A 25,417-nucleotide genomic window follows, 5' to 3' on the forward strand; every position below is an offset into this window, starting at 1 on the left:
GGATGATGAATGAAGAAACTCAGGGGGGTCCTGGCGGCGGCCGCGCTGGCCGCCGGGCTGATCGGCGTCACCGCGCCGCCGGCCCAGGCCGACCAGGCGCATTACTACATCCTCATCGGCGGCACCTGCGACGGCGCCGCTACCGTGTACAACGACGCCTGGTTGCGGGGCGGGATCCGGAAGGTGGTCCACTACCCGGCCGGGGCCGCCGGCGCGCCCAACTGCGACCAGACGCCGATGGACCAGAGCGTCGCACGGGGGCATGAAGAAGCCCGTCGTGTGGTCCAGAGCTCCTTCGGCGAGAACCCGGGTGCGGAGTTCACCGTCGTCGGCTACTCGCAGGGCGCGCTGGTCGCGAACCTGGTGCTGAACGACATCGCCGACGGGAAACTGGGCGTGGACAAGTCGCGGTTCAGCGCGAAGATCTTCGCCGACCCGATGCAGCCCGTCGGTCCGCCGGGGCGCGGGATCAGCGCGGTACTCCCGCCGGGGACAGGGGCGCCGTCACCGTTCGGCGGCTACGTGTCGTTCGGGCCGGGACGCACCGATTTCGGCGGTATCCCGTTCATCCGCTACTGCATCGAGACCGACGGTGTCTGCCACTTCGACACCATCGAAGCGCCGGGCGGATATTTCGCCCAGCACCAGTGTTACCAGTGGGCCCGTCCCACCGATCACCGCTCGATCATGGCGGACACGATCGCGGACGGCGTGTACACCAACGGTTCGCACGCGTTGCCGCGGCAGAACTGCCGTCCCCCGTGGCCTTCGGTGTGATCGGGTGAAGACGGCTGTCACCCGGTGCCCGATCACCGGGTGACAGCGGTTCGGGCGCCGGCCCGCTCACAATGTCGTGGGCGGGCCGGTGTCGATCCGGTCATCGCACCGGCACGCAACGCGTCACGGAGCGCGAACCGTCCGGCCGTCCGGAACGCCGTCTCCAACGAGTCGTTCGAGTGGGTGGCCCGTCGGTCGGCGTGCCCCGGACGCCGGTCACCGGATGTCCGCCGAGCCAGGCCTTGCGGGACGAACTCCGGAAACTCCGACGGCGCGATTCAGGCGAACGCCGGAAGGGCCGGTGCTAGCCGCGCGGCAGGCACCGGATGCGCGGAGACACGAGGACACCTCGTACCGAGCCGAGGGGACGACGACGGCGTTGGGAGCACGCGCTGTCCTGTCCTTCCTCGCCGGGATGATTCGTGGCGAATGTAGCCACCGCGAGGTGGAGCACATCCGGGTTTTGCGCGGATCCGGAGGAAACTGGGCGAGGACCGACCAGTTTCCGGCGGCGGCGGTGTCCACCTTCTTCGAGAGACACCATCAGGAGGAAGGAGCCGGGCATGCGGGCGGACGAACTGCTGACCCTGGCGAAGACCGGTGACGGCGCGGCGTTCCGCGACCTCGTCGCGCCGTACCGCCGTGAGCTGCAGGTGCACTGCTATCGCATCCTGGGCTCCGTACAGGACGCCGAGGATCTGCTGCAGGAGACGCTACTGGCCGCGTGGCGCGGGATCGACGCGTACGAAGAGCGCGCGTCCGTGCGCACCTGGCTGTACCGGATCGCGACCAACCGCTGCCTCAACGCGCTGCGTGCGGGCGGCCGCCGCCCGCACGACCACGCGGCTTACCGGCCGGAGGTCCCGTTGCCAGAGCCGTCGCGCCGCCGCCCGGAGCCGAGCTGGTTGGAGCCCTACCCCGACCTCTTGCTCGACGAGATCGCCGATCAGCTGCCCGGCCCGGAGGCACGCTATGAGACCAGGGAGTCGATCTCACTCGCGTTCCTGGCGGCGCTCCAGCAATTGCCGCACAAACAGCGGGCCGTCCTCGTGTTGCGGGATGTCCTCGGGTTCCGCGCCGCCGAGGTGGCGAGGATGCTCGACACCACCGAGAACGCCGTGACCAGTGCGTTGAACCGGGCGCGGACGGCGCTGGCCAAAGAGATACCGGGCGGCGGGCGGGAGACCGCTCCCCTGCCGGATTCACCCCGGGAACGCCGGATCGTCGACGAGTTCGCCCGCGCCTTCGAGACCGGCGACGTCGAGGCCATCGTGGCGCTGCTGACCGACGACGCCTGGCTGACCATGCCGCCGCTCCCCCTGGAATACCAAGGCCCGGAGGCGGTCGGGCACTTCCTGGCGACCGTCGCGCTTCGCGACGATCGCCGGTACTCGCTGATCCCGACCCGCGCGAATGGCCAGCCCGCCTTCGGCTGCTACGTCCGCGATCCGAGGACGCCGATCTGCCACGCGCACGGCGTGCTCGTGCTGGAACTCGCGGGCGACCGGATCACCGCGGTGACCCGGTTCCTCGACAACTCGCTGCTCGCGGTCTTCGGGCTTCCCCGCTCGCTGCGCGACTGACTTTTCCCACCCGCCATGGCCACGCCCCGACGGGCGTGTACCTCGTCATGCCCGAAAACCAAGGAGAAATCTTGACCCCCAAACAGGCGTGGGTGCTGGCGCTCGCCTCACTGGCGTCGTTCATGATGGCGCTGGACAGCCAGGTCGTGACGACGGCGCTGCCCACGATCCGCCGGGATCTCTCGGCCTCGATCGAACAACTCGAATGGACCGTCAACGCCTACAACCTGAGTTTCGCGGTCCTGCTGTTGACCGGGGCGGCACTCGGTGACCGGTTCGGCCGCCGTCGCATGTTCGTCACCGGCCTCACGGTGTTCACGCTCGCCTCGGTGGGTTGCGCGATGTCGACGGACATCGGCACCCTCATCGTCGCGCGCACGGTGCAGGGCGTCGGCGCGGCGATGGTGCTTCCGTTGTCACTCACCCTGATCAGCGCGATCTTCCCGCCCGAACGGCGAGGCAAGGCGATGGGGCTCTACCTGGGGCTCACTGGGCTGGCGACGTTCAGCGGTCCGTTCATCGGCGGGGTGATCGCCGAGGGATTGGCCTGGCAGTGGATCTTCTGGCTCAATCTGCCGATCGGCGTGGCCGCCGTCCTGCTGACGCTTCGGCGCGTCGACGAGAGCGCCGGCCCGAACAGCCGGTTGGACCAGGGCGGCGTCGTCCTGATGACGCTGGGCTCGCTCGGCATCGTGTGGGGTCTGGTCCGGGGGAACCTCGCCGGCTGGGGCAGTGCCGAGGTCCTCGGCGCACTGACGCTCGGCGTCGTACTGGTGATCGCCTTCGTGTTCTGGGAACGCCACAGCGAAGCGCCGATGCTGCCGATGCGGTTCTTCCGGCTGAGGGCCTTTTCCACGGCCAACGCGGCGAACTTCTGTGTCTTCGCTTCGCTGTACGGCACGTTGTTCTTCCTGCCGCAGTACTTCCAGACCGCGCAGGGGTTCGGGCCGTTCGAGGCGGGGCTGCGGCTCATGCCGTGGACCGCGACCCTGATGATCTGTGCTCCCATCGCGGGCAAACTGGCCGACAAGTACAGCGCGCGCACGTTCGTGGCCGCCGGGCTGCTGCTTCAGACCATCGGCATGGGCTGGATCGTCCTGGTCGCCGGACCGGGCACGAGCTACGCGACCCTGCTGCCCGGGCTGATCGTCAGCGGTGTCGGCATCACCTCGGCCATGCCCGCCGCGCAGCGCTCGGTCGTCGGTGCCGTGCGGCCGCCCGAAATCGGGCAGGCGTCCGGCGCGTTCATGATGTTGCGGATCTTCGGCGGGGTGTTCGGCGTGGCGGTGGCGGTCGCCGTCTTCACCGGCGCCGGGAGCCACGTGTCACCAGAGGAATTCGGTGGCGGTTTCACCGCGGCGATGGGCACTGTCGTCGCCTTCGCCTTCACCGGCATGCTGGTCGCCCTGGGCATACCGGGCAGGCGACCGGCCGAAGCACCGCGGGCACCCGCCCTGTCCGGTACCGATCGAGGAGGAAACCGATGACCGACCTGAACGCCCGAGCCGAAACGCTCCGCGCCTTGCACAGCGGGGAAATGCTCGTGCTGCCCAACGTCTGGGACGCGGCGAGCGCCGAGGTCGTGGCGGAGGCGGGCTTCCCCGCGATCGCCACCGCCAGTGCCGCCGTCTCGGCGATGCTCGGCTACCCCGACGGCGAAGGCGCGCCGTGGCGGGAGATGTTCGCGGCGGCGGGCCGGGTCGCCGCCGCGGTCTCCCTGCCGGTCACCGTGGACGCGGAGGCGGGTTACGGCCTGGCACCGAGGGAATTCGTGGACCGGTTGCTGGAGACCGGTGCCGTCGGCTGCAACCTCGAGGACACCGATCACCGGTCGGGCGGATTGGCCGACGCGGACGAGCACGCCCAGCGGCTCGCGGACATCCGCGCCGCGGCGACCGACGCGGGCGTCCCGATCGTCGTCAACGCCCGGGTCGACGTGTTCCTGGGTGACCGAGGGGTCCCGGAGCCGGACAGGCTCGCCGAGGCCGTCCGTCGGGGCAGGCTCTACCGCGAGGCCGGTGCCGACTGCGTGTACCCGATCGGCGTGCGACGTCGGGACGATATCGCGGCGCTGGTCACCGAACTCGCGTGTCCGGTCAACGGCAATGTCGGCGAAGAACTGAACCTGGTCGCGCTTCGGGAAGTCGGCGTGGCACGGGTTTCCTACGGCCCACGCTTCTATCGCGCGGCTCTGGCGGGGTTCAAGGCAGCCATCGAGAAGCTGGAGGGCTGAGTGAGTGGTCGTGAGTGCCGATGAGGGTCAGCACGCTCATTGGCACCCACGACCCTGACGGTCACTTGCAGAACGCGGTGTCCACCGTGGCCATCACGGCCGCGGAGCCACGCTCGGCGTCACCGAAGGTTCCCGGCATCGCGGTCACCGCGAGTCCTACTGTCCGGCCGTCCTCGGTGGCCCCGCCGCGCGTCTCGAACCCGTGGATGTCCCCGCCGTGGCCCCAGTACACGCCGCCGCAGCTCAACGGATTGCTCATCAGGCCGAGACCGTAGCGCGACCCCGGGAACAGCGGGGCGTCCACCGTCTTCCGCATCTCGGCCAGCTGCCGGGGTGCGAGCAACTTGCCGTCGAGCAGGATGCGGAAGAACTCGGCGAGGTCGCTCGGCGTCGAGATCAGCTGCCCGGCGGCACCGCCCCAGGATGGGTCGAGTTCGGTCGCGTCGACCACCTTGCCGGTGATGGCACTGCCGATCGCGTAGCCCTGCGGGTGCCGCCCTTGGATGGTCTGGTCGCCGACCTGCGGCCAATAGGTGTGTTCCAGGCCCGCCTTCCTGATGACGCGTTCGGTGATCTGTTCCTGCACGGGCCGTCCGGTCACCTTCTCGATCACCATGCCCGCCAGCAGATATCCCGTGTTGCTGTACGCCCATTTGGTGCCGGGGGCGAATTTCGCCGGATGGGCCAGTGCCGCGGCGAGCAGATCGTGTGGCTGGAAGAACCTGTGCCGGATCTTCTCGAACTCCTCGACCCCGAGGTGCTCGGTGTAGTCCGGGAGCCCGCTGGTGTGCTGCAGCAGCTGCCGGACGGTGATCTTGGTGGCGTCGATGCCCTCGCCGCGCACGAGTCCCGGCAGGTATTTCTCGATCGGCGCGTCCAGTTCCACCTTGCCCTCCGCCACCAGCTGCAGGACGGCGACCGCGGTGAACGTCTTGGTGTTGCTGCCCGCCCGGACCGAACCGTCGCGCGGGACGGGGACCTGACGGTCGATCCGCGAGGACCCCGCGACCAGCGACGTCGTACGGCCCCGATCGGTCACCGACGCCAGCGCCGCGGGGAACTTCTCCTTGCTCACCAATGCGTCGAGACTCTTCCGCAGCTCGGATCCCCGGGGCGGGGCCGCCTCCGCCGCGGTGGTCCACGCCGTACCCAGCAGCCCCGCCACCGTCAGGACGACAACGCCCTTGCCTACCTTGGTCTTGCCCGTCATTCGCGCTCCTTCCTCGACCGGATCAACACGAACGACGATGGTCGATTCAGGCGCGAAGATCAGGAGTGCGGGCTACCGGATTCCGGGTAGCGCTGGCGCTACCCCTCCTTCACGGGTCCCGGGAAAACTTTTTCGGTCCAGAATTCGTCCCACCATTGTCCGCGCGGGATCCGGCTGGTTAAGGTTCAGTTCGGTAAGTGGACTAGACCACCTGAGGCCGGGAGGCGACGATGCCCCTCGACGAGCAGCAGACCTGGGCGATGCTGCGCGAGCTCGACGAACCCGGCCATTGGGAGGTGCCGCACGACTTCGACCGACCCGCCGAACGGGCCCGGTTCGAGCAACTCGCCGAACGGCTCGGTAGACGTTTCGACTGCGTCTGCGACGTCGACCGCCACGTTCAGGACGCCAGTCACCTCGGCAGGATCGTGATCCCGACGAGCGCGACCTCGGCACCGGACCATCTGACCGTCACGGTCAGCAACTTCGGCGGCCTCGTCGCGGTGACGCTGGGAAATCCGGGCAGTTACGACGAGGACGAAGAACGACAGTTCTTCCCCGCGGTGGACCGAATACGGATCGAAGAGGAGCTGGAAGCACTCGGCTACCTGCCCGTCTCCGAGCATCCGCTCTGGACCAAGTACACCGGGATCAGTGGTTTCGACACTCTCTATCCCCCGGACCGGCCACCGTCGTGGTGGGATCGGTTCTTCGACTACCTCTAAGCGCCGGCGTCGTCACGCTGCCCGCGAAGGGCGCCTGATCACAGGGCGTTACCCTGAGGCAATGACGTCGCACAAGACCCCCCAAACGATGAAGCCCGCGACAGCGGCGAAGAAGCTGGGTGTTTACCTGGAGGCCACCCCGGCGGAGTTCCAGGAGGGTGTCGTCTCCCGCGACGAACTGAACGCGTTGCAGGCCGAGCCGCCCGAGTGGCTGCGCGAGCTGCGCCGCAACGGGCCGCATCCGCGTCCGGTCATCGCGGCGAAGCTGGGCATTTCCATCAGTGGCCTGGCGCGAGGCGGGATCACCGAGGCCCTCACCACCGAGCAGATCGAAGAGATCAAGACCGCCGCCCCGGATTGGCTGAAGCGGGAGCGCGAGACCCACGCCGAGGTCCGCAAGGAAGAGGCACGCGTCAAGGCCGCTCGTAGCGAGAGCTAGCCGCGCCGGCGACGCTTCCCGCCTTTGGGAGCTCCGCGCTTCCCAGGCTGCGGCTTCCGGCCGGCGGTCTGGGGGCGCTTGCTCTTCGCCGGGGCCTGCTTCTGCTTCTCCTGCGACTGCTTTTCCGGGGTCTGCTGCCGCCCCCGGGTGCTGTTGACCGTCCGGCCCCGGACGATCCCGATGAACTGTTCCATCAGATCGGTGGTCCCGTCCTCCGGCCACGACAACGCGACGCCGGATTCGGGCGTGCCGGAAATCGGGCGATAGGTCAGGTCGCGGCGGTGATGCAGCCGCGCGAGGGACTGCGGGACGACGAGGAGGCCGACCCCGGCGGCGACCAGCTCGATGGCGTCCGCCGTCGTCGCCGGGCGGTCCAGCGCGGGTTTCCCCGGCGGCCGCTCCCAGTCCAGGGTGTCGTCGAGCGGGTGCAGCACGACCTCGTCGCAGATGTCGTCGACGGAGACCTCGTCCGCGGCCGCGACCAGATGATCCTTGGGGACGACGACGACCGTGGTCTCGGTGTAGAGCGGGATCGCGTGCAGGCCGGTGCGATCGATCGGGAGCCGCAGCAGGACGGCGTCCACCTCGCGGTCGCGGACCAGCGCGGCGGCTTCGGCGGTGGTCGTCTGGACGAGGTCGAGCGGGACGCCGGGCGACCGCTCGTTCCAGATCCGGACCCACTTCGAGGGCGTCACGCCGGGGACGTACGCGAGCTTGAAGGAGAGAGGTACGTCCGGGCCGGTCATGGGGCAAGGTTACCGGGAGTATCGAAGGAGCCCTCCGGGGCCGGTGGTGACGGTCTTAGCGGCAATCGGGTCTGGCGGCCAGCGGCCGGTGGTGAAGGGCCCCTTCCCTACCTTCAGGGTAGGCAAGGAGGCCTTCACGGGACCTGCGGCTTTGCTTGCTAACCGCCATTACCCCTCACGAGCGGAGTTACGGAGCCCAGGCCGCCGAGACCGCCCAGGTCACGTCCTGGTCGTACGACACCGGGTTGTCGAACGGGTGGCCACCGCCGCTGGTCGCGACGAAGACCTCCTCGGCGTAGTGCCGCATGTTCGTGCCCAGTTCGTTGACCGACGCCAGCCGCACTCCACCGGCCCCCGGCTGGGCGCAGAATGTCGCGTCCTTCCGGAACAGGTCGGTGTTGTCGTTCCCGCCGAGACGGACCCGGAAGTCCGCGTGCCGCAGGAACTGGCCCGGATAGTTCCGCGCCTCCAGCGAGTAGCACGACGGATCCGCGAGGCCGCGCCGCACGACGAAGGTAGCGTCCGCCTTCAGCAGCGCCGCGCTCGACGCGTTCACCACGTCCGTCCGCGCGAGGCCGTCACGGTGCCGCAGGTAGCGGTCGGTGAAGCCCGGCGTGGTCACCCGGAACGAGCGCGCCTGGTCCAGCGGCAGGTCGGCGCCGCTGCGCCACTGCGGGACCGAGGCCGCCCACGTCGTGTCCGTCGCGAAGCTCACCGGGGTGTCCCATGGGTTCGCCCCGCCGCTGCGCGCGAGATAAACGGTCTCGGCGTAGTGACGGATGTACGCGCCGCGCTGGTTGAACGACTCCAGCGCCGTACCGCCCACACCCTCCCGCGCGCAGAACGTGGCGTCCGCGGCGAACAAGGCCGAACCGTCGTTCGGGTCCTTGCGGATCCGTGACGACGCGTGCCGCAGGAAGTGCCCGGGATAGTTCCGCGATTCGAACGACAGGCACGACGCGTCCGCGAGACCCGGCCGGGCCCAGAACGTCGCGTCCTTCTTGCCGACGTCCGCGCTGCCCTCACTCAGAACATCGGTCCTGACGAAGTCGTCCCGGTGCCGCAGGTAGCGGTCGGTGTACCCGGCGGTGGTGACCCGCAGCGACACGAGTTCGCCCCGGCCCACCTCCGTGCCCTTGGCGATGGCGAGCACCCTCTGGTTGATCTCGCGCACCCGCGCCTCGGTCATCTTCAGTACGCGGCGGTCGTAGGTGTAGAAACCGTTGACCTCGTTCTCGACGTCGTAGGGCTCGGTGTAGACCGATGCGGAAAGCCCGCGCCCGTGCACGAACCGCCCGACCTGTGCGGTGATCTCCACGTACCGGTTCGTCAGCGACGTCTCGTCCGGGTACAGCGCGCCGTACGCGAAGCCCTTGCCGGGCTCCCATTCGTGTCCGGTCACGCGTCTGCCGAGGCCGCCGTACTCGCCCAGTACCGCGATCCGCCGCGCGTCCGGCGGTCTCGTCCCGGTGGAGACCTGGTAGGCGTGGTCGTCGATCACGTCACCGTTGCCCGGATCCGGATCGGACACGCAGCAGTTCGATCCGGAATTGTGGTTGATCAGCCGCGTGTCGTCGATCGAGCGGACCAGGTCCACGATGCGCCCGGCGTCGTATTCTCCCCAGCCTTCGTTGAACGGCACCCACTGCACGATCGACGTGATGCCCTTGTGCTGTTCGATCATCCGCCGCAGTTCGGCTTCGTAGTTCGCGTGTCCGTTCGGGACTTCGTCGACCGAGTTCAGTGCGGGCATGTCCTGCCAGACCATCAGCCCGAGCCGATCGGCGTGGTAGAACCACCGCGCGGGCTCCACTTTGATGTGCTTGCGGACCATGTTGAAGCCCAGTGCCTTCTGCCGTTCGAGGTCGAACCGCAGCGCCTCGTCGGTCGGCGCGGTGTAGATGCCGTCCGGCCAGTAGCCCTGGTCCAACGTGCCCAGCTGGAAGACGAACTTGCCGTTGAGCAGCGGGCGCATCACGCCGCCCACCATCGCCTTGCCCAGCGACCGCATCCCGAAGTAACCCGTGACGACGTCGCCGCCCGGCAGCCGTACCCGCAGGTCGTAGAGGAACGGGTCGTCCGGCGACCACAGCCGCGCGTTCGGTACGGGGACCCGGATGTGCGAGCCCACCGCCCCGCTCGCGGTGCCGACCAATTGACCACCCGAAAGGACTTCCGCGGTCGCCTGCTGCCCGGGAGTGCCCTGGACGACGAGGTCGAGCGCGCCACCGGGGACGTCGGGTGTGGTGTCGAGCCGGGTGACGTGCTCGACGCGGACCGGTTCCAGCCAGACGGTCTGCCAGATCCCCGACGCCGCCGTGTAGAAGATGCTTTCGGGGGTCTTCCGCTGCTTCCCGACCGGGTACCGGCTGCCGTCGACCGGCGACGCGACGCCGACGACGATCTCGTTCTCCCCCGCCTTCAGCGCCGGGGTGATGTCGAACGAGAAGGCGTCGAAGCCGCCGGTGTGGCTCCCGATCGACGTCCCGTTGACCCAGACCCTGGTCTCCCAGGTGACCGCGCCGAAGTTGAGCTTCACCCGGCGTCCGTCCCATGTGGACGGAATGGTGAAGGTACGGCGGTAGAACATGTTGTCCTCATGCCGTTTGATCCCCGACAGCATCGACTCGATGGGGTAGGGCACGAGGACGTTCTCGCTCAGCGGTCTGCCGATCGGCGGCGAGTTCAGGTCCGGCGCTCCGGTGAACCCCCAGGTTCCGTTGAGGTTGAGCCATTCCGAACGCACCAGCTGCGGGCGCGGGTACTCCGGCAGCGCGTTCGACGGCGAGACCTGATCCGTCCACGGGGTGGGGAGCGGGACGGGAGCGGCTTGGGCGACGGGAACGAGTGTCGTGGCGGCGGCGAGCAGGCCGGCCACGACACTCAGGACGCGCGCCGTTCTTCGGTGCATGCGATCTCCCTATCTCCGGGCGGTCGTGCGCGCCAGCGACCGCTGCAGGACCACGACCACCAGCAGGAACGCACCGCTGACCACCGATTGGTAGTTGCTGTCGAGAGTTCCTATCTGGTTGATGACGTTCTGGATGACCGTTCGGATGCCCACGCCGATGACCGTGCCGAGAATCGTGCCCATCCCGCCGGTCAGCAGGGTGCCCCCGATGACGACGACGGAGATGGCGTCCAGTTCGAGGCCGACCCCGATCACCGTGACGCCGGATTGCAGGTAGGCCGCGGTGAGCGCGCCCGCGAGCCCGGAAAGGACACCACTCATCACGTAGACGGTGACCTTGGTGCGCGCCACCGGCAGCCCCATCAGCTTCGCGGACTGCTCGGAGCCGCCGGTGGCGAACACCGACTGACCGAACCGCGTCCGCCGCAGCACCAGGCCGCCGACCAGGCAGAGTGCCGCCGCGATGAACACCGGGTAGCCGAAGCCGAAGAGCGTGCCGCGGCCGAGTTCGACGAACGCTTCGCCCTCCGGGATCTTGTAGGTCGTCGCGCCCTCGCTGGTGATCGCGAGCAGTAGTCCCCGGGCGAACAGCAGGGACGCGAGCGTGACGATGAACGGCGCCATCCCGGTCTTCGCCACCAGCAGGCCGTTGATCAACCCGATGAGCCCGCACACCGCCAACGGCAGCAGCAGCGCCACGAGGAAGCCCCATTGTGATCCATAGGCGGCGAGGACCCCGCCGAGCGCGTAGACCGAGCCCACCGACAGGTCGATCCCACCGGTGATGATCACGAACGTCATCCCGAGCGCGATGATCGCCAGGAACGAGCTCTGCAACGCGATGTCACGCAAATTGTCGAGGCTGCCGAACCGCGGGAACAGCAGCCACGCGACGGCGACCATGAGCACCAGCGCGATCGCCGCGCCTTGTTTCTGCAGCACTCCGGCCATCAACTCGCGCCGGGTGGAGTCCTGAGCGGCCATCGTGGGCGCCGCGGTCATCGGCTGCTCCGTTCCCGTGCGACGTAGACCGCGCCGACGATGATCGCGGCCTGGACCATCTGCGCGGTCGAATCCGGCAGGTTGTGCTTGATGAGCGTGGCGCGGACGAGCTGCATGAGCAGTACGCCCATCACCGTCCCGAGGATGCGGACGCGGCCGCCGGTCAGCGGGGTGCCGCCGACGACGACCGCGGTGATCGCGGACAGTTCCATCAGCAGTCCGGCGTCCGCGGGATCGCCGGCGCCGAGCCGGGCGGTCGAGAGCACCCCGGCCAGTGCGGCGAGCAGGCCGCAGATCGCGTAGACGCCGATGAGGACGCGGTTCACCGGCAGTCCGGCGAGCACACTGGCCCGCCGGTTGCCGCCGATCGCGACCAGCCGCCTGCCGAACGCCGTTTTGCCGACCAGCGCCGCCACGAGCACGGCGAGGACCGCCGCGATCAGCACGCTGACCGGGATCCTGAGCACCTCGCCGGTGCCGAGCGCGAGGAATGCCTCGTCGTGCAACTGGATGAGCTGACCATCCGCGAGCACGAGCGCGAGACCGCGCCCACCGACCAGTAAGGCGAGGGTCGCCACGATCGGCTGGATGCCGACTTTGGCCACGAGAACACCGTTGAACGCTCCCGCCGCCAACCCCGCCGCGAGCGCGATCGCGACCGCGGGCAGCGTCCCGTACCCGAGGTAGAGCGGGACGAGCGCGGCTGAGAGCGCCATCACCGCGCCCACCGACAGGTCGACGCCCTCGGTGCCGATAACCAGCGCCATCCCGAGCGCGACCACCAGCACCGGCGCGGCCTGGACGAGCTGGGTGCGGAAATTGCCGACGGTCAGGAAGTTCGCCGTGAACGCGATGTTGAACAGCACCAGCGCGACGACGGCGACGTACACGCCGTATTCCTGCAGCCAGCGCGCCACCCGGGTCCGGTCCACCGCCTTCCCCGTGTCCGTCATGGCGATTTTCGGCTCCTCTGTTCTTCGCTGGGTGCTAGTCATCCGCGCCTCCCGAAGCGATCGCGGCCAGCACGTGGTCCTGGGTCAGCTGTTCTCCCGCGAGTTCCCCGACCACCGCGCCGTCTTTCAGCACGATCAGGCGGTCGGCGCCGTCGAGGAGTTCCTCCATCTCCGAGGAGATCAGCAGGACGGCCAGTCCCTCGCGGGCCAGTTCGTCGATCAGCGCCTGCACCTCCGCCTTGGCGCCGACGTCGATACCCCGCGTCGGCTCGTCGAGCAGCAGCACCTTGGGTTCGGTGCACAGCCACCTGGCCAGCAGCACCTTCTGCTGATTGCCGCCGGAAAGCTCCGCGACCTTCTGGTCCGGACTGGACACCTTGATCCGCAGGCGTTCCACGAACGTGTCCACGATCCGGTCCTGCCTCGCCCGGCTGACCACGCCGAAGCGGGACAGCTTCGGCAACGCGGCGAGGACGATGTTCTCCCGCACCGAAAGATGCGGGATGATGCCTTCGGTCTTGCGGTCTTCGGCGAGCATGCTCACGCCCGCCCGCATCGCCGCCGCCACATTCCCTCGCGCCACCGGTTTTCCGCCGACGAGGACGGTGCCGCCGGACAACGGAAGGTCGCCGACGATGGCCCGCGCGGTCTCGGTCCGGCCGGAGCCGAGCAATCCGGCCAGCCCGACTATCTCGCCGGGCCTGATCGACACCGAAACGTCCGCCAGCCGGTTGCCGCTGGTGAGGTTCTCCGCGCGTAGCACCGGCTCCCGGCCCGCCTCGTGGTCGCCCTCGAAGGCCGTCGCGCCGTGCGAGCGGATGTCGCCGACACTGCGGCCGAGCATCATCGACACCAGTTCCAGCCGCGGCAGCTCCGCGAGTGGCCCGGTGTGGACCCGCTTGCCGTCCCGCAGCACCGTGACGCGGTCGCAGATCCGGTACAGCTCGTCCATCCGGTGACTGACGTACACGATCGCGATCCCGCGCTCGTGCAGCCTGCCGATGACCTCGAACAGCGTCTCGACCTCACGCGGCTCCAAGGAAGACGTCGGCTCGTCCATGATCACGACGTCGGCGTCGACCGACACCGCGCGCGCCAGCGCGACCATCTGCTGCGCGCCCACCCCGAGTGTCCCGAGTGGACGGCGGACGTCGGTGTCGATGCCGTAGTCCTTCAGCAGGGCGGCCGCGTCGGCGTTCATCCGTGTCCAGTCCACCAGTCCGAACCGCTTCCTCGTCTCGCGGCCGAGGTACACGTTGCTCGCCACGCTCATCAGCGGGATGAGGTTGACCTCCTGGTAGATCGTGGAGATCGATCCACGCGCGTGGATCGTGCCGGAGTCCGGCCGGTGCACGCCGGTGAGCACCTTGATCAGCGTCGACTTGCCGGCGCCGTTCTCCCCCACCAGCGCGTGCACCTCGCCCGGCCGGAGCGCGAACGACACGTCGTCGAGCGCGCGCACCCCGGCGAACGTCTTCGTCACGCCTTCGACCTCGAGAACCGGTTCCATCGTCAGTACGCGTTCCCGAGCTTCTGGGCCGCGTTCGCCGAGTCGTACTGGTCGTCGGAGATCACCACGGTCGGCGGGATCTCCTTGCCCGCGGCGAAGTCCTGCAGCGTGGAGAAGGCGAGCGGGCCGAAGCGCGGGTTGGACTCGATCACCGCGTTGTAGCTGCCGTCGGCGATCAGCTGGACGGCGTTGCGGGTGCCGTCGATCGAAACGATCTTGACGTCCTTGCCCGGCGTCTTGCCCGCGGCCTTGAGCGCGGTGACCGCGCCGATGCCCATCTCGTCGTTCTCGGCGTAGACGGCGGTGATCTCCGGGTTGCTCTGGATGAGCTGCTCCATGACCGCTTGGCCCTTGGAGCGGTCGAATTCACCGGTCTGCTCGGCGACGATCGAGATTCCCGGTGTCGAGGCGATCTCGTCCTTGAACCCCTTGGTGCGGTCGGTGGTCACGTTGTTGCCGGAGGCGCCGAGCAGGATCGCGACCTTGCCGGTGCCACCGGTCGCCTTCACCATCTCCTGCGCCGCGCGCTTGCCCTGTTCGACGAAGTTCGAGCCGATGAAGGTCAGGTAGTCGGAGCACGGCTGCGAGGTCACCTTGCGGTCGATCGTGATGACCGGGACCTTCTTGGCCTTCGCCGCGTCGAGGGCGGGCTGCAGGCCGTCGGAGTTCAGCGGCGCCACGATGAGCAGCTGCGCGCCCCGGTCCAGCAACGACTTGATGTCGCTGACCTGCTTGTTGAGATCACTCTGCGCGTTGGTGACCAGGAGTTTGTCCGCCGGGACACCGAGTTTCGCCGCTTCGTCCCTGATGGACTGCGTTTCGGCGATCCGGAACGGGTTCGCCTCCTTCTCCGACTGGGAGAAGCCGATGACCGCGTTCTTCACGTCCACCTGCGGATAGCCGATCTTGTCGCGGGCGCAGCCCGGCCCTGCGGCCTGACCCGGCGCCGCCGAAGCGGCCGGCCCCGCCCCCGACGGGGCGGTTTGCTGGTTCTCGCGGCTGGTGCAGGCCGTCAGCGCGAGCGCGAGGCCGGTCACCAGGAGCAGGGTGCGGTGGATGGGCAGGGACATCGATCGCTCCTCGGGGAAGTCGAGCTCACGGGTCTGCGGTGACCCATGTCACTCATGAGGACGATGCCAGATTTACATCGTTGGTACAACGTTGTAAATCCGCCGTTCGCGCGGCTAGGCTGTGCCGGATCTGTGCCAGGGATCCGTGGAGAGGGGAGCGAGGGTGGCCACGCTCAAGGACGTCGCCAGGCTTGCGGGCGTCTCGGTCAAAACCGTGTCGAACGTGGTCAACGGCTACGACTTCGTGAAACCGGAGAACCGCCGCCGCGTCGAGGAGGCGCTGGCGTCGACGGGCTACCGGCCCAATCTCGGTGCCCGCAACCTCCGCCGCGGCCGTACCGGGTTCCTCGGGCTGATGCTGCCCGAACTGAGCATCCCGTACTTCGGTGAGCTCGCGGGCCTGGTGCTCCAGGCGGCGCAGGAGCACGAGTGGAACGTCCTCATCGAACAGACCCTCGGCACCCGTGAGCGGGAGCGCGACGCGCTGTCCACGCTGGGACCGCATCTCATCGACGGCGCGATCATCAGCCCGGAAGCGCTGCACACCGACGATTTCGAGAATCTGGCGCCAGGTGTCCCGCTGGTGATGCTCGGCGAGCACGTCGTCGACGTCCCGATCGACCACGTCGGGATCGACAACGTCCAGGCCGCCCGGATCGCGGTCCGGCACCTGATCTCCTTGGGACGCCGCCGGATCGCCGCGATCGGAGCCCACCCGCAGCGGCACACCGCCGCGCAACGGCTGGAGGGTTACCACTTCGCGCTCGAAGAGGCCGGGCTGGCGCCCGTTCCGGAACTGGTCCTGCCCGCGTTGCGCTACCACCGCGCCAACGGTGCCGAGGCGATGGCGCATCTGCTCGCGCTGCCGGAGCCGCCCGACGCGGTGTTCTGCTTCAACGACCTCCTCGCCATCGGCGCCCTTCGCGCCGCGGCCGAGCGCGGTGTCCAGGTGCCGTCGGACATGGCGATCGTGGGTTTCGACAACAACGAGGAGAGCGCCTACAGCCTTCCCTCGCTGACGACGATCGCCCCGGACAAGGCGGCGATCGCGCGGGCCGCGGTCGATCTCCTGCGCCGCCGCATCGCGGGCGGGAGCGACCTCGCGCCCGAGGACGTCCAGACGCCGTTCTCGCTGGAGATCCGGAACAGCACCCGCGTTTAGTCCTCTGGATGCGGTAGTTGCGCGTGCAAGGACCGCATCCAGAGGACCAAACGCGGAGTTGTTGGCGCGGGGGTCGCTTGCGCGGGGGTCTCGGGGTCGAGCATTGTGTGTCCGTGAACCGGGCCCTGGCCGTGCTGACCGTCGTCGCGTACGTGACGTTGCCCCTCGGCTCGGCCAAGTACGAGACGCTCGTGCTCCCCACACTCCTCGTCGGGCTCGTCTACGCCGGGATCGCGATCGCCGGCTTCCCCTGGGTCCAGAAACGCGGCCGCGCGTTCGCCATCACCTACGTCTGCGTGCAGTTGCCGCTCGGCTTCACGCTGTTCTCGCTTTCGGGCGCCGCCGTCGGCGCGATCCTGCTGCTCGTCGTCCTGATCTCCCAGACCGTCCTCCTGTTGCCCCTGCCTGTGGCGTTCGGGGTCGCGGTGGTGATCCCGCTGATCCATCTGGGCATGGAGCCGATGGACGGACTACGGGAAGGGTTGGGGACGCTGGCGGTCATGGTCTTCGCCGCCGTGGTGACCGAGTTGGTCCAGCGGGAGAAGCGGGCGCGAGAGGAATTGGCCGCAGCGCACGAACGGCTGCGCGACTACGCGGCGCAGGCCGAACAGCTGGCCACCACCCAGGAGCGCAACCGGCTCGCCCGCGACATCCACGACGGGCTCGGTCACCATCTGACCGTCGTGCAGATGATGCTGCAGGCCGCCCGGGCGGTGATCGGCACCGCGGACACCCACCGCGTCGACACGATGCTCGCCAAGGCACAGGACCAAGCCCGGGAGGCCCTGGCAGAGGTCCGCCGTTCGGTGTCGGCGTTGCGGGAACCGCGCTCCGAGCCGCTCACGGACGTGTTGCGGGCCTTGGCCGACGAGGCGTCCGCGGCCGGAGTGCCGACCGGGTTCGAGGTCAACGGCACGGCACGGGACGCCCGTGCCGAGGTGGAGGAGTCGCTGTTCCGGGCGGCCCAGGAAGGATTGACCAACGTGCGCAAGCACGCGCGCGCCAAGACCGCGACCGTGGTGCTCGACTACGCCGCCACGGATCTGGTCCGGCTCGAAGTCCGCGACGACGGCCTCGGTCTGGCCGGGAATCCCCTGAACGGCAACGGTTTCGGCCTCGTCGGTCTCCGGGAACGCGTGGCCGGGCTCGGCGGGCGGGTCGCGGTGGACTCCGCCGAAGGCCACGGCCTGACGCTGACCGTGGAGGTGCCGGGATGAGCGTTCGCGTGCTGATCGTGGACGATCAGGCCCTCTTCCGCGAAGCTCTGGCGACTCTGCTGGAGGTCCAGCCCGAGATCGAGGTCGTCGGCGAGGCGGCCGACGGGGAACAGGCCATCCGGCTCTGCGCCGAACTCCGCCCCGACGTCGCGCTGATGGACCTGCGGATGCCGGTACTGGACGGCATCGCGGCGACCACCCGGTTGCGCGCCGAGCACCCGGACGTCCAGGTACTCGCGCTGACCACGTTCGACGACGACGAAGACGTCTTCGCCGCGCTCCGGGCGGGCGCCGTCGGCTATCTGCTCAAGGACGTCTCGTCGACGCGGCTGGTCGAAGCCCTTGTCGCGGCCCGACGCGGCGAGTCGGTGCTGCAGCCGTCGGTGGCGGCCAAACTCGTGGCCAGGGTCGCGCGGCTGCCCGCCGAACCGCGTCCTCAGCCGCTGGTCACCCCGCTTTCCGAGCGGGAACTGGAAGTGGCCCGGCTGCTCGCGGACGGCCACAGCAACCGGGAAATCGCGAAGAAGCTGTTCCTCGCCGAGGGAACGGTGAAGAACCTGGTGACGAGCGTGCTGTCCAAGCTTCAGGTGCGGGATCGGACGCAGGCCGCCTTGCGGGCGAGGGAACTCGGCCTGTTCTGAACGGCGGCGGGTGGCGTTCGACTTCGCCGGGCCTAGCCCTCACCGCAGGGAAGCAGGCCTTCACAGCGAGCACGTCCAAGCGGCTCAGCCCCTCGCCCGTGACGAGCAACGCCTCAACCCGGCTCTCCCGAGTCACATGACCTCGCACATGACTTCCGGCACCTGCCGAAGTGCCCCCGGCCCACCGAACATTGCTCCCGTCGCACCGAACCGCGAGGGAGTCCACGATGAACCACACGACAGAACCGAAGACCCGTAACCGAGCCGTCCTGCACTTCGTCCGGCACGCCGTCGAAATGCTCGTGGCGATGATCGCCGGAATGATCGTCCTCGAACCCGTCTGGTCGTTCGCCTGGCCCGATCTCGCGAAGAACGTGACCGCGAGCGCGTTGGTGATGGCGACGAACATGTCGCTCGGCATGTCGCTGTGGATGCGGGTCCGGCGCCATGGCTGGGCATCGATCGCGGAGATGTCGGCCGCGATGTATGTGCCCTACGTGATTTTCCTGCCGTTCTTCTGGACCGGTCTGGTTTCCGGATCGACCCTGATGACGGCCGGGCACGTGCTGATGGTGCCCGCGATGCTGCTGGCCATGCTCCGCCGTCGCGCCGAGTACGGAGCCTGACCATGCGCGTCTTCCTCCGCGGCACGCTGACCGTGCTCGCGTTCGTTCTCGCCGCGTCGGCCCTGCCGCTCACTCTCGGCGGTGTCACGCTGAGCGCCAGTTTCGAAGACCACTACACCCCCAGGACCGACGGGAACTCGCCACGACCGCTCCGCCGGGCGCACGATCCCGCCAAACCCACCGCGGTCGTCGTCGTGGGGAACGAGGGCGCCGTCGTCTCGGACGTGCTCGCCCCGTACGAGGTCCTGGCGACGAGCGGTGCGTTCAACGTCTACGCGGTCGCTCCGGAAGCCCGGCCGGTGACCCTCACCGGCGGGCTGGACCTCGTCCCGGACCTGAGTTTCGCCGATCTCGACCGGCTGCTCTCCTCCGCCGCCCCGGACGTCGTCGTCGTGCCGGCGCTGCCCGATCTCGGCGAGCCGACCACCCGGCCGGTGACCGAATGGCTGCGGCGGCAGTCCTCGAAGGGTGTGCTGCTGATGAGCGTCTGCAACGGTTCGGGCGTCCTCGCCTCGGCCGGGTTGCTCGACGGCCGCCGTGCCACCGCGCATTGGACCGGCATCGACGGCTTCGATGACGAATTCCCCGCTGTGGACTGGATCCGCGGCACACGGTACGTCGACGACGGCAGCATCGTGACCACGGCCGGAATCCTGTCGGGGATCGACGGCGCACTCCATGTCACGGAGCGGATCGCAGGCATCGACGTCGCCCGCCGGACCGCCGACGAGGCGGGCTGGGCCCACTACTCCCCCGGCGCCGCCGCCCCGATGACGCAGAACACCTTCGAGGCGGCGGACACCGTCGTCGGGTTCAACACCGCGTTCCGCTGGGACAAACCGGTTCTGGGCGTCCTGCTGACCGCCGGGACCCGTGAGCTGGAACTGGCCGCGGTGTTCGACACCTACGGGGAGTCGCTGGCCGTGCGCACGATGGCCGTCGGGCTGGACGGCGCGCCGATCCAGTCACGGCATGGGCTGACTTTCGCTCCGCGGGGCACGCCCGCCACGGTCGCGGACGATCTCGATCGGCTGATCGTGCCCGGTGCCGACGCCGCCGCCGGGCACGTCGCCGATCGGTACTCCGCACTCTCCCCGGTGTACCTGCACGGAAAACCGGGCTTCCCGTTCGACGCGGTACTCGACGACCTCGTGCGCGTCACGGACACCGCGACGACACGCTGGACGGCGAGGATACTTGAGTATCCGACCGGTCATCTGACGCTCAGCGGTCCGGCCTGGCCGTGGGCGATCTCCCTCCGGCCGTTCGGGCTCGCGGCCCTCGGCCTGCTCGCGGCCTTCGGGATCCGCGCGCTCGTCCGGCGCCGTGGTCAGTCCTCCGCTCGCGGGCCCGGGCCGATCTCCCGGACGACGCGGTAACGCGGGTTCGCGCTCACCCGTGACTCCACCTCGCCGGGCAGGCCGTCGAGCGCCGCCTGGATGGCCTCGAGGCGGCCGGCGAGGTCCGAGGTCTCCTCGAAATGCCGGTAGTCGACCTCACTGGCCCAGCTCACGAGGTTGAAAACCCGGGTTCCGTCGATACTCGCGTGGAAACGCGCCGAAACGTAACCCGGGTAGAACCGCACCCAGCGTTCTTGTATCTCGGCGAAGGCGTCGACCAGCGCCGCCTGGGTCTCGGGTCCGTCGACGGCGTACTCGATGATCGAGTAGAAGCCCTTGTCCTCGTTCATGTGCACTCCTGAAAGCGACTGTTCAGGAGTTCAGGATTCACCCTCCACCACGGTGGAGATCAAGAGTGATCCGCCTCATGCCGGTGCACACCGAACTTCGCCGAACGGACAAATTGCTCCCACTGGCCCTGGTGGGCCGGTGCCGCGTCGACAAGGATCACCCGATGCGCGAAGGCAAGTTGTTCGACCTGATCGCCCGTGGCGGGCTTGTCTGTTACTCCGTCGTGCATCTGCTCGTCGCCTGGCTCGCGGCGCAGGTCGCGCTCGGCGACCGGGCCAAGGCCGACAAGGCGGGCGCGTTGCAGGTGGTGGTCGCGAACGGCGGCGCGTGGCTGCTCTGGGTGATCGCGGTGGGCCTCGCCGTACTGGCGCTGTGGCAGTTGAGCGAAGCGATCACGGGCCACCGGCACGTGAAGGCACGGCGGCGCACCGTACGCCGGATCGTCAGCGGGATCGAGGTCGTGCTGTACGGCTTGGTTTCCTACAGTGCGGTGAAGGTCGCCATCGCGGGGGCCGACGACGGGCAGGCGTCGCTCGTCGCCCGGATCCTGGCGGAGCCCTACGGCCCGGCGCTGGTGACCGGCGTCGGGATCGTCGTTGTCGCGGTGGCGGTGTTCCTCGCGCAGCGCGGGCTCCGGAAGACCTTCGTCCGGGAACTCGATTTCGGTGACGCTCCCGCGACGACACGGACCACGACGATCCGGCTCGGCCAGGTCGGCTGGATCGCCCTCTCCGCCGCGTACGGAACCATCGGCGTCCTGACGGTCGTCTCCGCGGTCACCTTCGACCCCGCGAAGGCCAGCGGTCTCGACGTCGCGTTGAAGACGTTGGTCGTCCAGCCCTACGGCGCTCCCCTGCTCCTCGCGCTCGCGGCCGGTATCGCCGCGTTCGGCGCGTTCGCGCTGCTGGACGCGCGGTTCCGCAAGATCTGATCTGCCCGGCCTGACGACCTGTGGCACGGTGAACTCCTCAGGAGGTCGTGATGGCAGGTGTGGTCGAACGGATCCGCGAGCAGGGAGGGAACGGCCGACGCGCGCGCATCGTCGAGGTGCTGGTGGAGGCTTTCGACGATCTCATGCGCGCCGACGCGGACGCGTTCCGCCGGAAGTTCCGCAAGATGGCCGCCGCACCGTTCGCCTTCTACCGCGGCTCCGCGTGCCTGTTCTACGCGGACATGGCGGACGAGGACGACCCGTGGGCGAACGACGAGACCAGCCGGGTCTGGATCCAGGGTGACCTCCACGCCGAAAACTTCGGCAGCTACATGGATTCGTCCGGGACGCTCGTGTTCGACGTCAACGACTTCGACGAGGCGTACCTCGGCTGTTTCACCTGGGATCTCAAACGGCTGGCCGCCAGCGTCGCGTTGCTGGCCTGGAGCAAGGCGATCTCCGACGACGACATCGCGACCCTGATCGGCACCTACCTGCGCGCCTATGTGAAACAGGTACGCCAGTACGCCGAGCGCCCCGGTGACGAACTCGTCCGGCTCCAGCTGGACAGCACCGAGGGCATCCTGCACGACGTGCTGCTGCGGGCCCGGCTGAAGACCCGGATCGACCTGCTGGACGAACTGACCGTTGTGGAGGATTACGACCGCCGGTTCCGGCACGGTCCGGGAGTCCGGGTGCTCGAAGACGCCGAACGCGAGACCGCGGTCAGCGCCTTCGAGTCCTATTTGGACACCATTCCGCAGAGCAAGCGGTTCGGTAGCATCACCTACCGGGTCAAGGACATCGTCGGCCGGACCGGGTTCGGCATCGGCTCGGCCGGGCTTCCCGCTTACAACATCCTCGTCGAGGGACGGACACAGGCGCTGGAGAACGACGTCGTCCTGTCGATGAAGCAGGGCAACGTCGCCGCGCCGAGCCGGATCGTGCCCGAGCAGCGCATCCGTGACTACTTCACCGACGAAGGGCATCGCACCGCCGTCTCGCAGCGTGCCCTGCAAGCGCACGCGGATCCGTGGCTCGGGCACACGGAGATCGACGGGACCGGGTTCGTCGTCTCGGAGCTGTCGCCGTACGTCGACGACCTCGACTGGTCGGAGCTGACCGAACCCGCCGAAATGCGGCCGGTGCTCGACTACCTCGGCCGGGCCACGGCGAAGATGCACTGTGTGTCCGACTCGGACTCCGAGCAGACCCTGGTCGATTTCCAAAGCGAAGCGGCCATCGCCGAGGTGATCGGAGATCGCGAGGACGAGTTCGTCCGCGAACTGACCGAGTTCGGGATGGCCTACGCCGAGCAGTCCCGGGAGGACCACCGGTTGTTCGTGGACGCCTTCCGTGGCGGCGAGATCCCCGCCGTCCGGCCCGCCGCGAAGGGCTGACCGGACGACGGGGAAAGCGCTACTCGCGGAGCCCGATCGCCTCGATCGGTTTGGACCGCAGCGCCACCCGGGTGGACAGGCCGAGCGAGACCAGGCCGAGCAGGATCGCCCCGGCGATGACCCCGCCGAAGACGGCGATCGGTCCGGACGGCAACGGGGTCCCGCGCAGGCCGAGGTTCAGCACGACGAGGGGCACCCCCGCCACCACCGTGCCGAGCGCGGCGGCGACACCGACCGTCGCCAGCGCTTCGAAGCGCATCATCCGCACCACCTGGCGCTTCGTGGTACCGATGAGCCGCAACAGCGCGAACTCCCGTGAGCGCTGTGCCGTGCTCATCACCAGCGTGTTGGCCACCGAGATCACGACGTAGCCGAGGATCACGCCGACCGCGACCAGGTTCACGTAGAACTGGGCCTGCTCCTGGCCCCCGCCGGGCGCGGCGACCGCCGATCCCGGCGCCACGGCCAGCCCCGGATAGCGGACGGCGAGGTCGCGCAGGGCGGTGGCGACCGTCGCGGGGTCGGCGCCGGGTTCGTCCCGCACCAGTACCGAGTCGTCCATGCGGTCACCGGTGTGGGCCCTGGCCAGGTCGGCGGGCAGCAGGTAGCGGCCGAACGCCTGGTCACGGGTGTAGGTGGCGACCAGCCGCAGCTTCGCCGGAGAGCCGTCACCGAAGTAGAACTCGACCTCGTCGCCGATCTTCTTCTCGTACCAGTCGGCCTCCGACTCGCTCATCGCGACGGTGTTCCCCGTGAGGTCGGTGAGCTTCCCCGCCACGAGGCCCGGGTCGAGGTTGCCCCGCACCTGGCCGCCGTCCAGTCCCTGTGCCGCGTACCGCTCGACGCGCAGGCTGTCCTGCTCCTGGACGGTGTTCAGCACCTCGGTCCGCACGACCGGGGTCGCCGCGGCGACGCCGGGAATCCGTCGCACCGCTTCGGCGACCTCCGGGGAGAGGCCGCCGGTGCCGCTGGAGAGGACGTGGTCGGCGGTGGTCGACTCCACCGTCTGCTCCTGCCGGGCGGCCGCGGCGGTGGTCTGGCTGTAGAACATCGTCAGCGCGAACGAGACCGCCAGCATCACCGGGGTCACCGCGGCGGCCAGCCGCCGTGAGTTGGCCTGGTTGTTGGCGGCGGCCAGGTAGCCGCTGATCCGGGACGTCCGCACCAGTACCGGGGCGATCAGTCTCGTGATGGCCGCGACCACCTTCGGGCTGACCACGGCCAGGCCGATCACGATGATCAGCGCCGACGACGAGGAAGCCGCGAGACCCGCTTCACCACGCAGGAAGATCGGGATCAGGGAACCGGCGAGGCCGGCCACCACCAGCGCGACGCCGATGATGACGCGGACGCGACCGAGTTCACGCCGCTCCACCGCCGCCTCGCCGAGGGCCTCCACCGGGCGGATCGACGAGGGGCGCCGCGACGCCGACCACGCGGCCAGCCGCGCCGTGCCCAGCCCGAGCGCCAGCGCGGCGATGAGCGGGAGCGGGCTGATCGCCAGTTCGAAGTCCGGCGGGATCACCCCGATGGCACCGAAGGCGTTCCGCAGTCCGTAACCCACCGCGACGCCCAGAGCGCTGCCCAGCACTCCCGCGATCACCGCGACCAGCATCGTCTCGGCGCCGATGAGCTTGCGGATCTGCTGCGGGGTCGCCGCGATCGCCCGCAGCAGCGCGAATTCCCGGCGGCGCTGGTTGATGACCAGTGCCAGCGTGCTGGCGACGACGAACACCGCGATGAGGAGCGCGAAGCCACCGAACGAGCCCGCCAGCGCCATCAGCAGCATCCGGGTCTGGCTGACGTCGAGGAATTCGACCGTGCTGCGTTCGACCCCGGTCGTCACCGCCACCTTGTCGGTGCCCACCGCGTCGCGGATCCGGTCGGCGAGGTCGCCCGGCGAGACACCCGGATCCGCGAGCACGCCGATCGCGTGCGCTTGGCCGGGGGTATCGGCGAGTTCGGCGGCTTTCTCCGGCGAGAAGAACAGCGCGGACTGCCGGGTGAGTCCGTTCCCCGATTTCGGGGCGGCGATTCCGGAGACCCGGAATTCCGCCGGAGCCGAGCGGACCGCGATCTTCACCCGCTGACCGACGGCCACCCCGCCCCGGGACGCCAGGTCCGCGTCGAGGACGACCTCGTCGGGACCGGCGGGCGCCTTGCCGTCACGCAGCGAGAACGGCGCCAGCGCGGCGGCTTCCCAGTTGTGTCCCAGTGACTGGCCGCCTTCCGGCCCGGTCAGCGCCCGGCCGTCGGCCGTGACGACGTTGGCCGGGAAGCTCTGCTCCGTGACCACGCCGCGGACCCCGGGCACCCCGGTGATCGCCCCGGCCAGCGAGACCGGCACCGAAGCCTGCTCGGCGACCTGCTGGGTTTCGAGCGCACCCACGCCCGGTGGGTCGACCGTCTGCTGACCGCCGACGACGACCGCCGCGTCGGCGTAGCGCTGCGTCGGGACACCCGCCCGCAGGCCGGATTCCATCAGGATGCCGCATCCGGCGACCAGCGCGGTCCCGCAGAGGATCGCGACGAACGCGCCGACGAAACCGCTCAACCGGGTTTTCATCGTCTGCCATGCCAAATCCCACAC

22 protein-coding genes are annotated in these 25,417 nt (G+C 69.1%); 13 read left to right on the forward strand and 9 right to left on the reverse strand.

Going from position 1 to position 25,417, the window contains the following annotated elements:
- Nucleotides 1-9 precede the first annotated feature (9 nt).
- The 4 genes from AVL48_RS11015 to AVL48_RS11030 all read left to right on the forward strand — a co-directional run bounded on the left by AVL48_RS11015 (nucleotide 10) and on the right by AVL48_RS11030 (nucleotide 4,593).
- Nucleotides 10-777 (forward strand): PE-PPE domain-containing protein, encoded by a 768-nt coding sequence (locus AVL48_RS11015; protein WP_061982583.1) that lies wholly within the window; start codon nucleotides 10-12, stop codon nucleotides 775-777.
- Nucleotides 778-1,340: 563 nt separating this feature from the next.
- Nucleotides 1,341-2,360: a sigma-70 family RNA polymerase sigma factor gene (locus AVL48_RS11020; RefSeq protein ID WP_061982582.1), complete on the forward strand. Its 1,020-nt coding sequence runs from the start codon at nucleotides 1,341-1,343 to the stop codon at nucleotides 2,358-2,360.
- Between the two features lie 71 nt (nucleotides 2,361-2,431).
- Entirely contained in the window at nucleotides 2,432-3,847 is a 1,416-nt protein-coding gene (locus AVL48_RS11025; RefSeq protein WP_061982581.1) for an MFS transporter, read from the forward strand.
- The gene (locus AVL48_RS11030; RefSeq protein ID WP_061982580.1) at nucleotides 3,844-4,593 is read left to right on the forward strand and encodes an isocitrate lyase/PEP mutase family protein; all 750 of its coding nucleotides are present in this window, start codon (nucleotides 3,844-3,846) and stop codon (nucleotides 4,591-4,593) included. The genes AVL48_RS11025 and AVL48_RS11030 overlap by 4 nt, the downstream gene beginning before the upstream one ends.
- Nucleotides 4,594-4,654: 61 nt before the next feature.
- Here AVL48_RS11030 and AVL48_RS11035 read toward each other — a convergent pair whose 3' ends face one another.
- Nucleotides 4,655-5,803, reverse strand: coding sequence for a serine hydrolase domain-containing protein (locus AVL48_RS11035; RefSeq protein ID WP_061982579.1), 1,149 nt, complete (start codon nucleotides 5,801-5,803; stop codon nucleotides 4,655-4,657).
- Between the two features lie 230 nt (nucleotides 5,804-6,033).
- Between AVL48_RS11035 and AVL48_RS11040 the strand changes: the two genes are divergently transcribed.
- Together AVL48_RS11040 and AVL48_RS11045 are read left to right on the forward strand one after the other, a co-directional pair.
- Nucleotides 6,034-6,528 carry a hypothetical protein gene (locus AVL48_RS11040; protein WP_061982578.1) on the forward strand — a complete coding sequence of 165 codons (495 nt, stop codon included), beginning with the start codon at nucleotides 6,034-6,036 and terminating at the stop codon, nucleotides 6,526-6,528.
- A gap of 88 nt (nucleotides 6,529-6,616) precedes the next feature.
- Nucleotides 6,617-6,967, forward strand: a complete 351-nt coding sequence (locus tag AVL48_RS11045; protein ID WP_208616268.1) for a DUF5997 family protein — start codon at nucleotides 6,617-6,619, stop codon at nucleotides 6,965-6,967.
- Here the strand turns inward: AVL48_RS11045 and AVL48_RS11050 are convergent.
- The 6 genes from AVL48_RS11050 to AVL48_RS11075 all read right to left on the reverse strand — a co-directional run bounded on the left by AVL48_RS11050 (nucleotide 6,964) and on the right by AVL48_RS11075 (nucleotide 15,159).
- Nucleotides 6,964-7,713, reverse strand: a complete 750-nt coding sequence (locus AVL48_RS11050) for a LysR family substrate-binding domain-containing protein (protein ID WP_061982576.1) — start codon at nucleotides 7,711-7,713, stop codon at nucleotides 6,964-6,966. The genes AVL48_RS11045 and AVL48_RS11050 overlap by 4 nt on opposite strands.
- Nucleotides 7,714-7,900: 187 nt before the next feature.
- The gene (locus tag AVL48_RS11055) at nucleotides 7,901-10,624 is read right to left on the reverse strand and encodes an AbfB domain-containing protein (protein ID WP_061982575.1); all 2,724 of its coding nucleotides are present in this window, start codon (nucleotides 10,622-10,624) and stop codon (nucleotides 7,901-7,903) included.
- A gap of 9 nt (nucleotides 10,625-10,633) precedes the next feature.
- Nucleotides 10,634-11,626, reverse strand: coding sequence for an ABC transporter permease (locus tag AVL48_RS11060; RefSeq protein ID WP_061982574.1), 993 nt, complete (start codon nucleotides 11,624-11,626; stop codon nucleotides 10,634-10,636).
- The gene (locus AVL48_RS11065) at nucleotides 11,623-12,579 is read right to left on the reverse strand and encodes an ABC transporter permease (RefSeq protein ID WP_061982573.1); all 957 of its coding nucleotides are present in this window, start codon (nucleotides 12,577-12,579) and stop codon (nucleotides 11,623-11,625) included. Before AVL48_RS11065 ends, AVL48_RS11060 begins: the two co-directional genes overlap by 4 nt.
- 34 nt (nucleotides 12,580-12,613) lie before the next feature.
- Complete coding sequence (locus AVL48_RS11070) at nucleotides 12,614-14,089, reverse strand: sugar ABC transporter ATP-binding protein (protein WP_061982572.1); 1,476 nt, start codon at nucleotides 14,087-14,089, stop codon at nucleotides 12,614-12,616.
- Nucleotides 14,090-14,091: 2 nt separating this feature from the next.
- Nucleotides 14,092-15,159 (reverse strand): ABC transporter substrate-binding protein, encoded by a 1,068-nt coding sequence (locus AVL48_RS11075; RefSeq protein ID WP_061982571.1) that lies wholly within the window; start codon nucleotides 15,157-15,159, stop codon nucleotides 14,092-14,094.
- Nucleotides 15,160-15,322: 163 nt separating this feature from the next.
- On the opposite strand from AVL48_RS11075, the gene AVL48_RS11080 reads away from it, so the two are divergent.
- From AVL48_RS11080 to AVL48_RS11100, 5 genes are all read left to right on the forward strand, one after another.
- The gene (locus AVL48_RS11080; RefSeq protein WP_061982570.1) at nucleotides 15,323-16,321 is read left to right on the forward strand and encodes a LacI family DNA-binding transcriptional regulator; all 999 of its coding nucleotides are present in this window, start codon (nucleotides 15,323-15,325) and stop codon (nucleotides 16,319-16,321) included.
- Nucleotides 16,322-16,434: 113 nt separating this feature from the next.
- Entirely contained in the window at nucleotides 16,435-17,538 is a 1,104-nt protein-coding gene (locus tag AVL48_RS11085; protein WP_177242314.1) for a sensor histidine kinase, read from the forward strand.
- Nucleotides 17,535-18,179, forward strand: coding sequence for a response regulator (locus AVL48_RS11090; protein ID WP_061982568.1), 645 nt, complete (start codon nucleotides 17,535-17,537; stop codon nucleotides 18,177-18,179). The genes AVL48_RS11085 and AVL48_RS11090 overlap by 4 nt, the downstream gene beginning before the upstream one ends.
- A gap of 227 nt (nucleotides 18,180-18,406) precedes the next feature.
- Nucleotides 18,407-18,805: a hypothetical protein gene (locus AVL48_RS11095; RefSeq protein WP_061982567.1), complete on the forward strand. Its 399-nt coding sequence runs from the start codon at nucleotides 18,407-18,409 to the stop codon at nucleotides 18,803-18,805.
- Nucleotides 18,806-18,807: 2 nt separating this feature from the next.
- Nucleotides 18,808-20,184 (forward strand): DJ-1/PfpI family protein, encoded by a 1,377-nt coding sequence (locus AVL48_RS11100; protein WP_061982566.1) that lies wholly within the window; start codon nucleotides 18,808-18,810, stop codon nucleotides 20,182-20,184.
- Here AVL48_RS11100 and AVL48_RS11105 read toward each other — a convergent pair.
- A complete protein-coding gene (locus AVL48_RS11105; protein ID WP_061982565.1) occupies nucleotides 20,136-20,495 on the reverse strand; it encodes an antibiotic biosynthesis monooxygenase in 360 nt (119 codons plus the stop codon). The genes AVL48_RS11100 and AVL48_RS11105 overlap by 49 nt on opposite strands.
- 164 nt (nucleotides 20,496-20,659) lie before the next feature.
- Between AVL48_RS11105 and AVL48_RS11110 the strand changes: the two genes are divergently transcribed.
- Nucleotides 20,660-21,427, forward strand: coding sequence for a DUF1206 domain-containing protein (locus tag AVL48_RS11110; RefSeq protein WP_177242315.1), 768 nt, complete (start codon nucleotides 20,660-20,662; stop codon nucleotides 21,425-21,427).
- 50 nt (nucleotides 21,428-21,477) lie between these two features.
- Nucleotides 21,478-22,827: a DUF2252 domain-containing protein gene (locus tag AVL48_RS11115; protein ID WP_061982564.1), complete on the forward strand. Its 1,350-nt coding sequence runs from the start codon at nucleotides 21,478-21,480 to the stop codon at nucleotides 22,825-22,827.
- 19 nt (nucleotides 22,828-22,846) lie between these two features.
- Here AVL48_RS11115 and AVL48_RS11120 read toward each other — a convergent pair whose 3' ends face one another.
- The gene (locus tag AVL48_RS11120) at nucleotides 22,847-25,417 is read right to left on the reverse strand and encodes an ABC transporter permease (protein ID WP_082857612.1); all 2,571 of its coding nucleotides are present in this window, start codon (nucleotides 25,415-25,417) and stop codon (nucleotides 22,847-22,849) included.

Source organism: Amycolatopsis regifaucium, assembly GCF_001613935.1.
GTDB classification, from domain to species: domain Bacteria; phylum Actinomycetota; class Actinomycetes; order Mycobacteriales; family Pseudonocardiaceae; genus Amycolatopsis; species Amycolatopsis regifaucium.

Excerpts from the sequence above, each read along its gene's own strand:
- AVL48_RS11015 (WP_061982583.1), top strand. The coding sequence starts at position 10 with ATGAAGAAACTCAGGGGGGTCCTGGCGGCGGCCGCGCTGGCCGCCGGG.
- AVL48_RS11020 (WP_061982582.1), top strand. The coding sequence starts at position 1,341 with ATGCGGGCGGACGAACTGCTGACCCTGGCGAAGACCGGTGACGGCGCG.
- AVL48_RS11030 (WP_061982580.1), top strand. The coding sequence starts at position 3,844 with ATGACCGACCTGAACGCCCGAGCCGAAACGCTCCGCGCCTTGCACAGC.
- AVL48_RS11035 (WP_061982579.1), bottom strand. The coding sequence starts at position 5,803 with ATGACGGGCAAGACCAAGGTAGGCAAGGGCGTTGTCGTCCTGACGGTG.
- AVL48_RS11040 (WP_061982578.1), top strand. The coding sequence starts at position 6,034 with ATGCCCCTCGACGAGCAGCAGACCTGGGCGATGCTGCGCGAGCTCGAC.
- AVL48_RS11045 (WP_208616268.1), top strand. The coding sequence starts at position 6,617 with ATGAAGCCCGCGACAGCGGCGAAGAAGCTGGGTGTTTACCTGGAGGCC.
- AVL48_RS11050 (WP_061982576.1), bottom strand. The coding sequence starts at position 7,713 with ATGACCGGCCCGGACGTACCTCTCTCCTTCAAGCTCGCGTACGTCCCC.
- AVL48_RS11055 (WP_061982575.1), bottom strand. The coding sequence starts at position 10,624 with ATGCACCGAAGAACGGCGCGCGTCCTGAGTGTCGTGGCCGGCCTGCTC.
- AVL48_RS11060 (WP_061982574.1), bottom strand. The coding sequence starts at position 11,626 with ATGACCGCGGCGCCCACGATGGCCGCTCAGGACTCCACCCGGCGCGAG.
- AVL48_RS11065 (WP_061982573.1), bottom strand. The coding sequence starts at position 12,579 with ATGACGGACACGGGGAAGGCGGTGGACCGGACCCGGGTGGCGCGCTGG.
- AVL48_RS11070 (WP_061982572.1), bottom strand. The coding sequence starts at position 14,089 with ATGGAACCGGTTCTCGAGGTCGAAGGCGTGACGAAGACGTTCGCCGGG.
- AVL48_RS11075 (WP_061982571.1), bottom strand. The coding sequence starts at position 15,159 with ATGTCCCTGCCCATCCACCGCACCCTGCTCCTGGTGACCGGCCTCGCG.
- AVL48_RS11090 (WP_061982568.1), top strand. The coding sequence starts at position 17,535 with ATGAGCGTTCGCGTGCTGATCGTGGACGATCAGGCCCTCTTCCGCGAA.
- AVL48_RS11095 (WP_061982567.1), top strand. The coding sequence starts at position 18,407 with ATGAACCACACGACAGAACCGAAGACCCGTAACCGAGCCGTCCTGCAC.
- AVL48_RS11100 (WP_061982566.1), top strand. The coding sequence starts at position 18,808 with ATGCGCGTCTTCCTCCGCGGCACGCTGACCGTGCTCGCGTTCGTTCTC.
- AVL48_RS11105 (WP_061982565.1), bottom strand. The coding sequence starts at position 20,495 with ATGAACGAGGACAAGGGCTTCTACTCGATCATCGAGTACGCCGTCGAC.
- AVL48_RS11110 (WP_177242315.1), top strand. The coding sequence starts at position 20,660 with ATGCGCGAAGGCAAGTTGTTCGACCTGATCGCCCGTGGCGGGCTTGTC.
- AVL48_RS11115 (WP_061982564.1), top strand. The coding sequence starts at position 21,478 with ATGGCAGGTGTGGTCGAACGGATCCGCGAGCAGGGAGGGAACGGCCGA.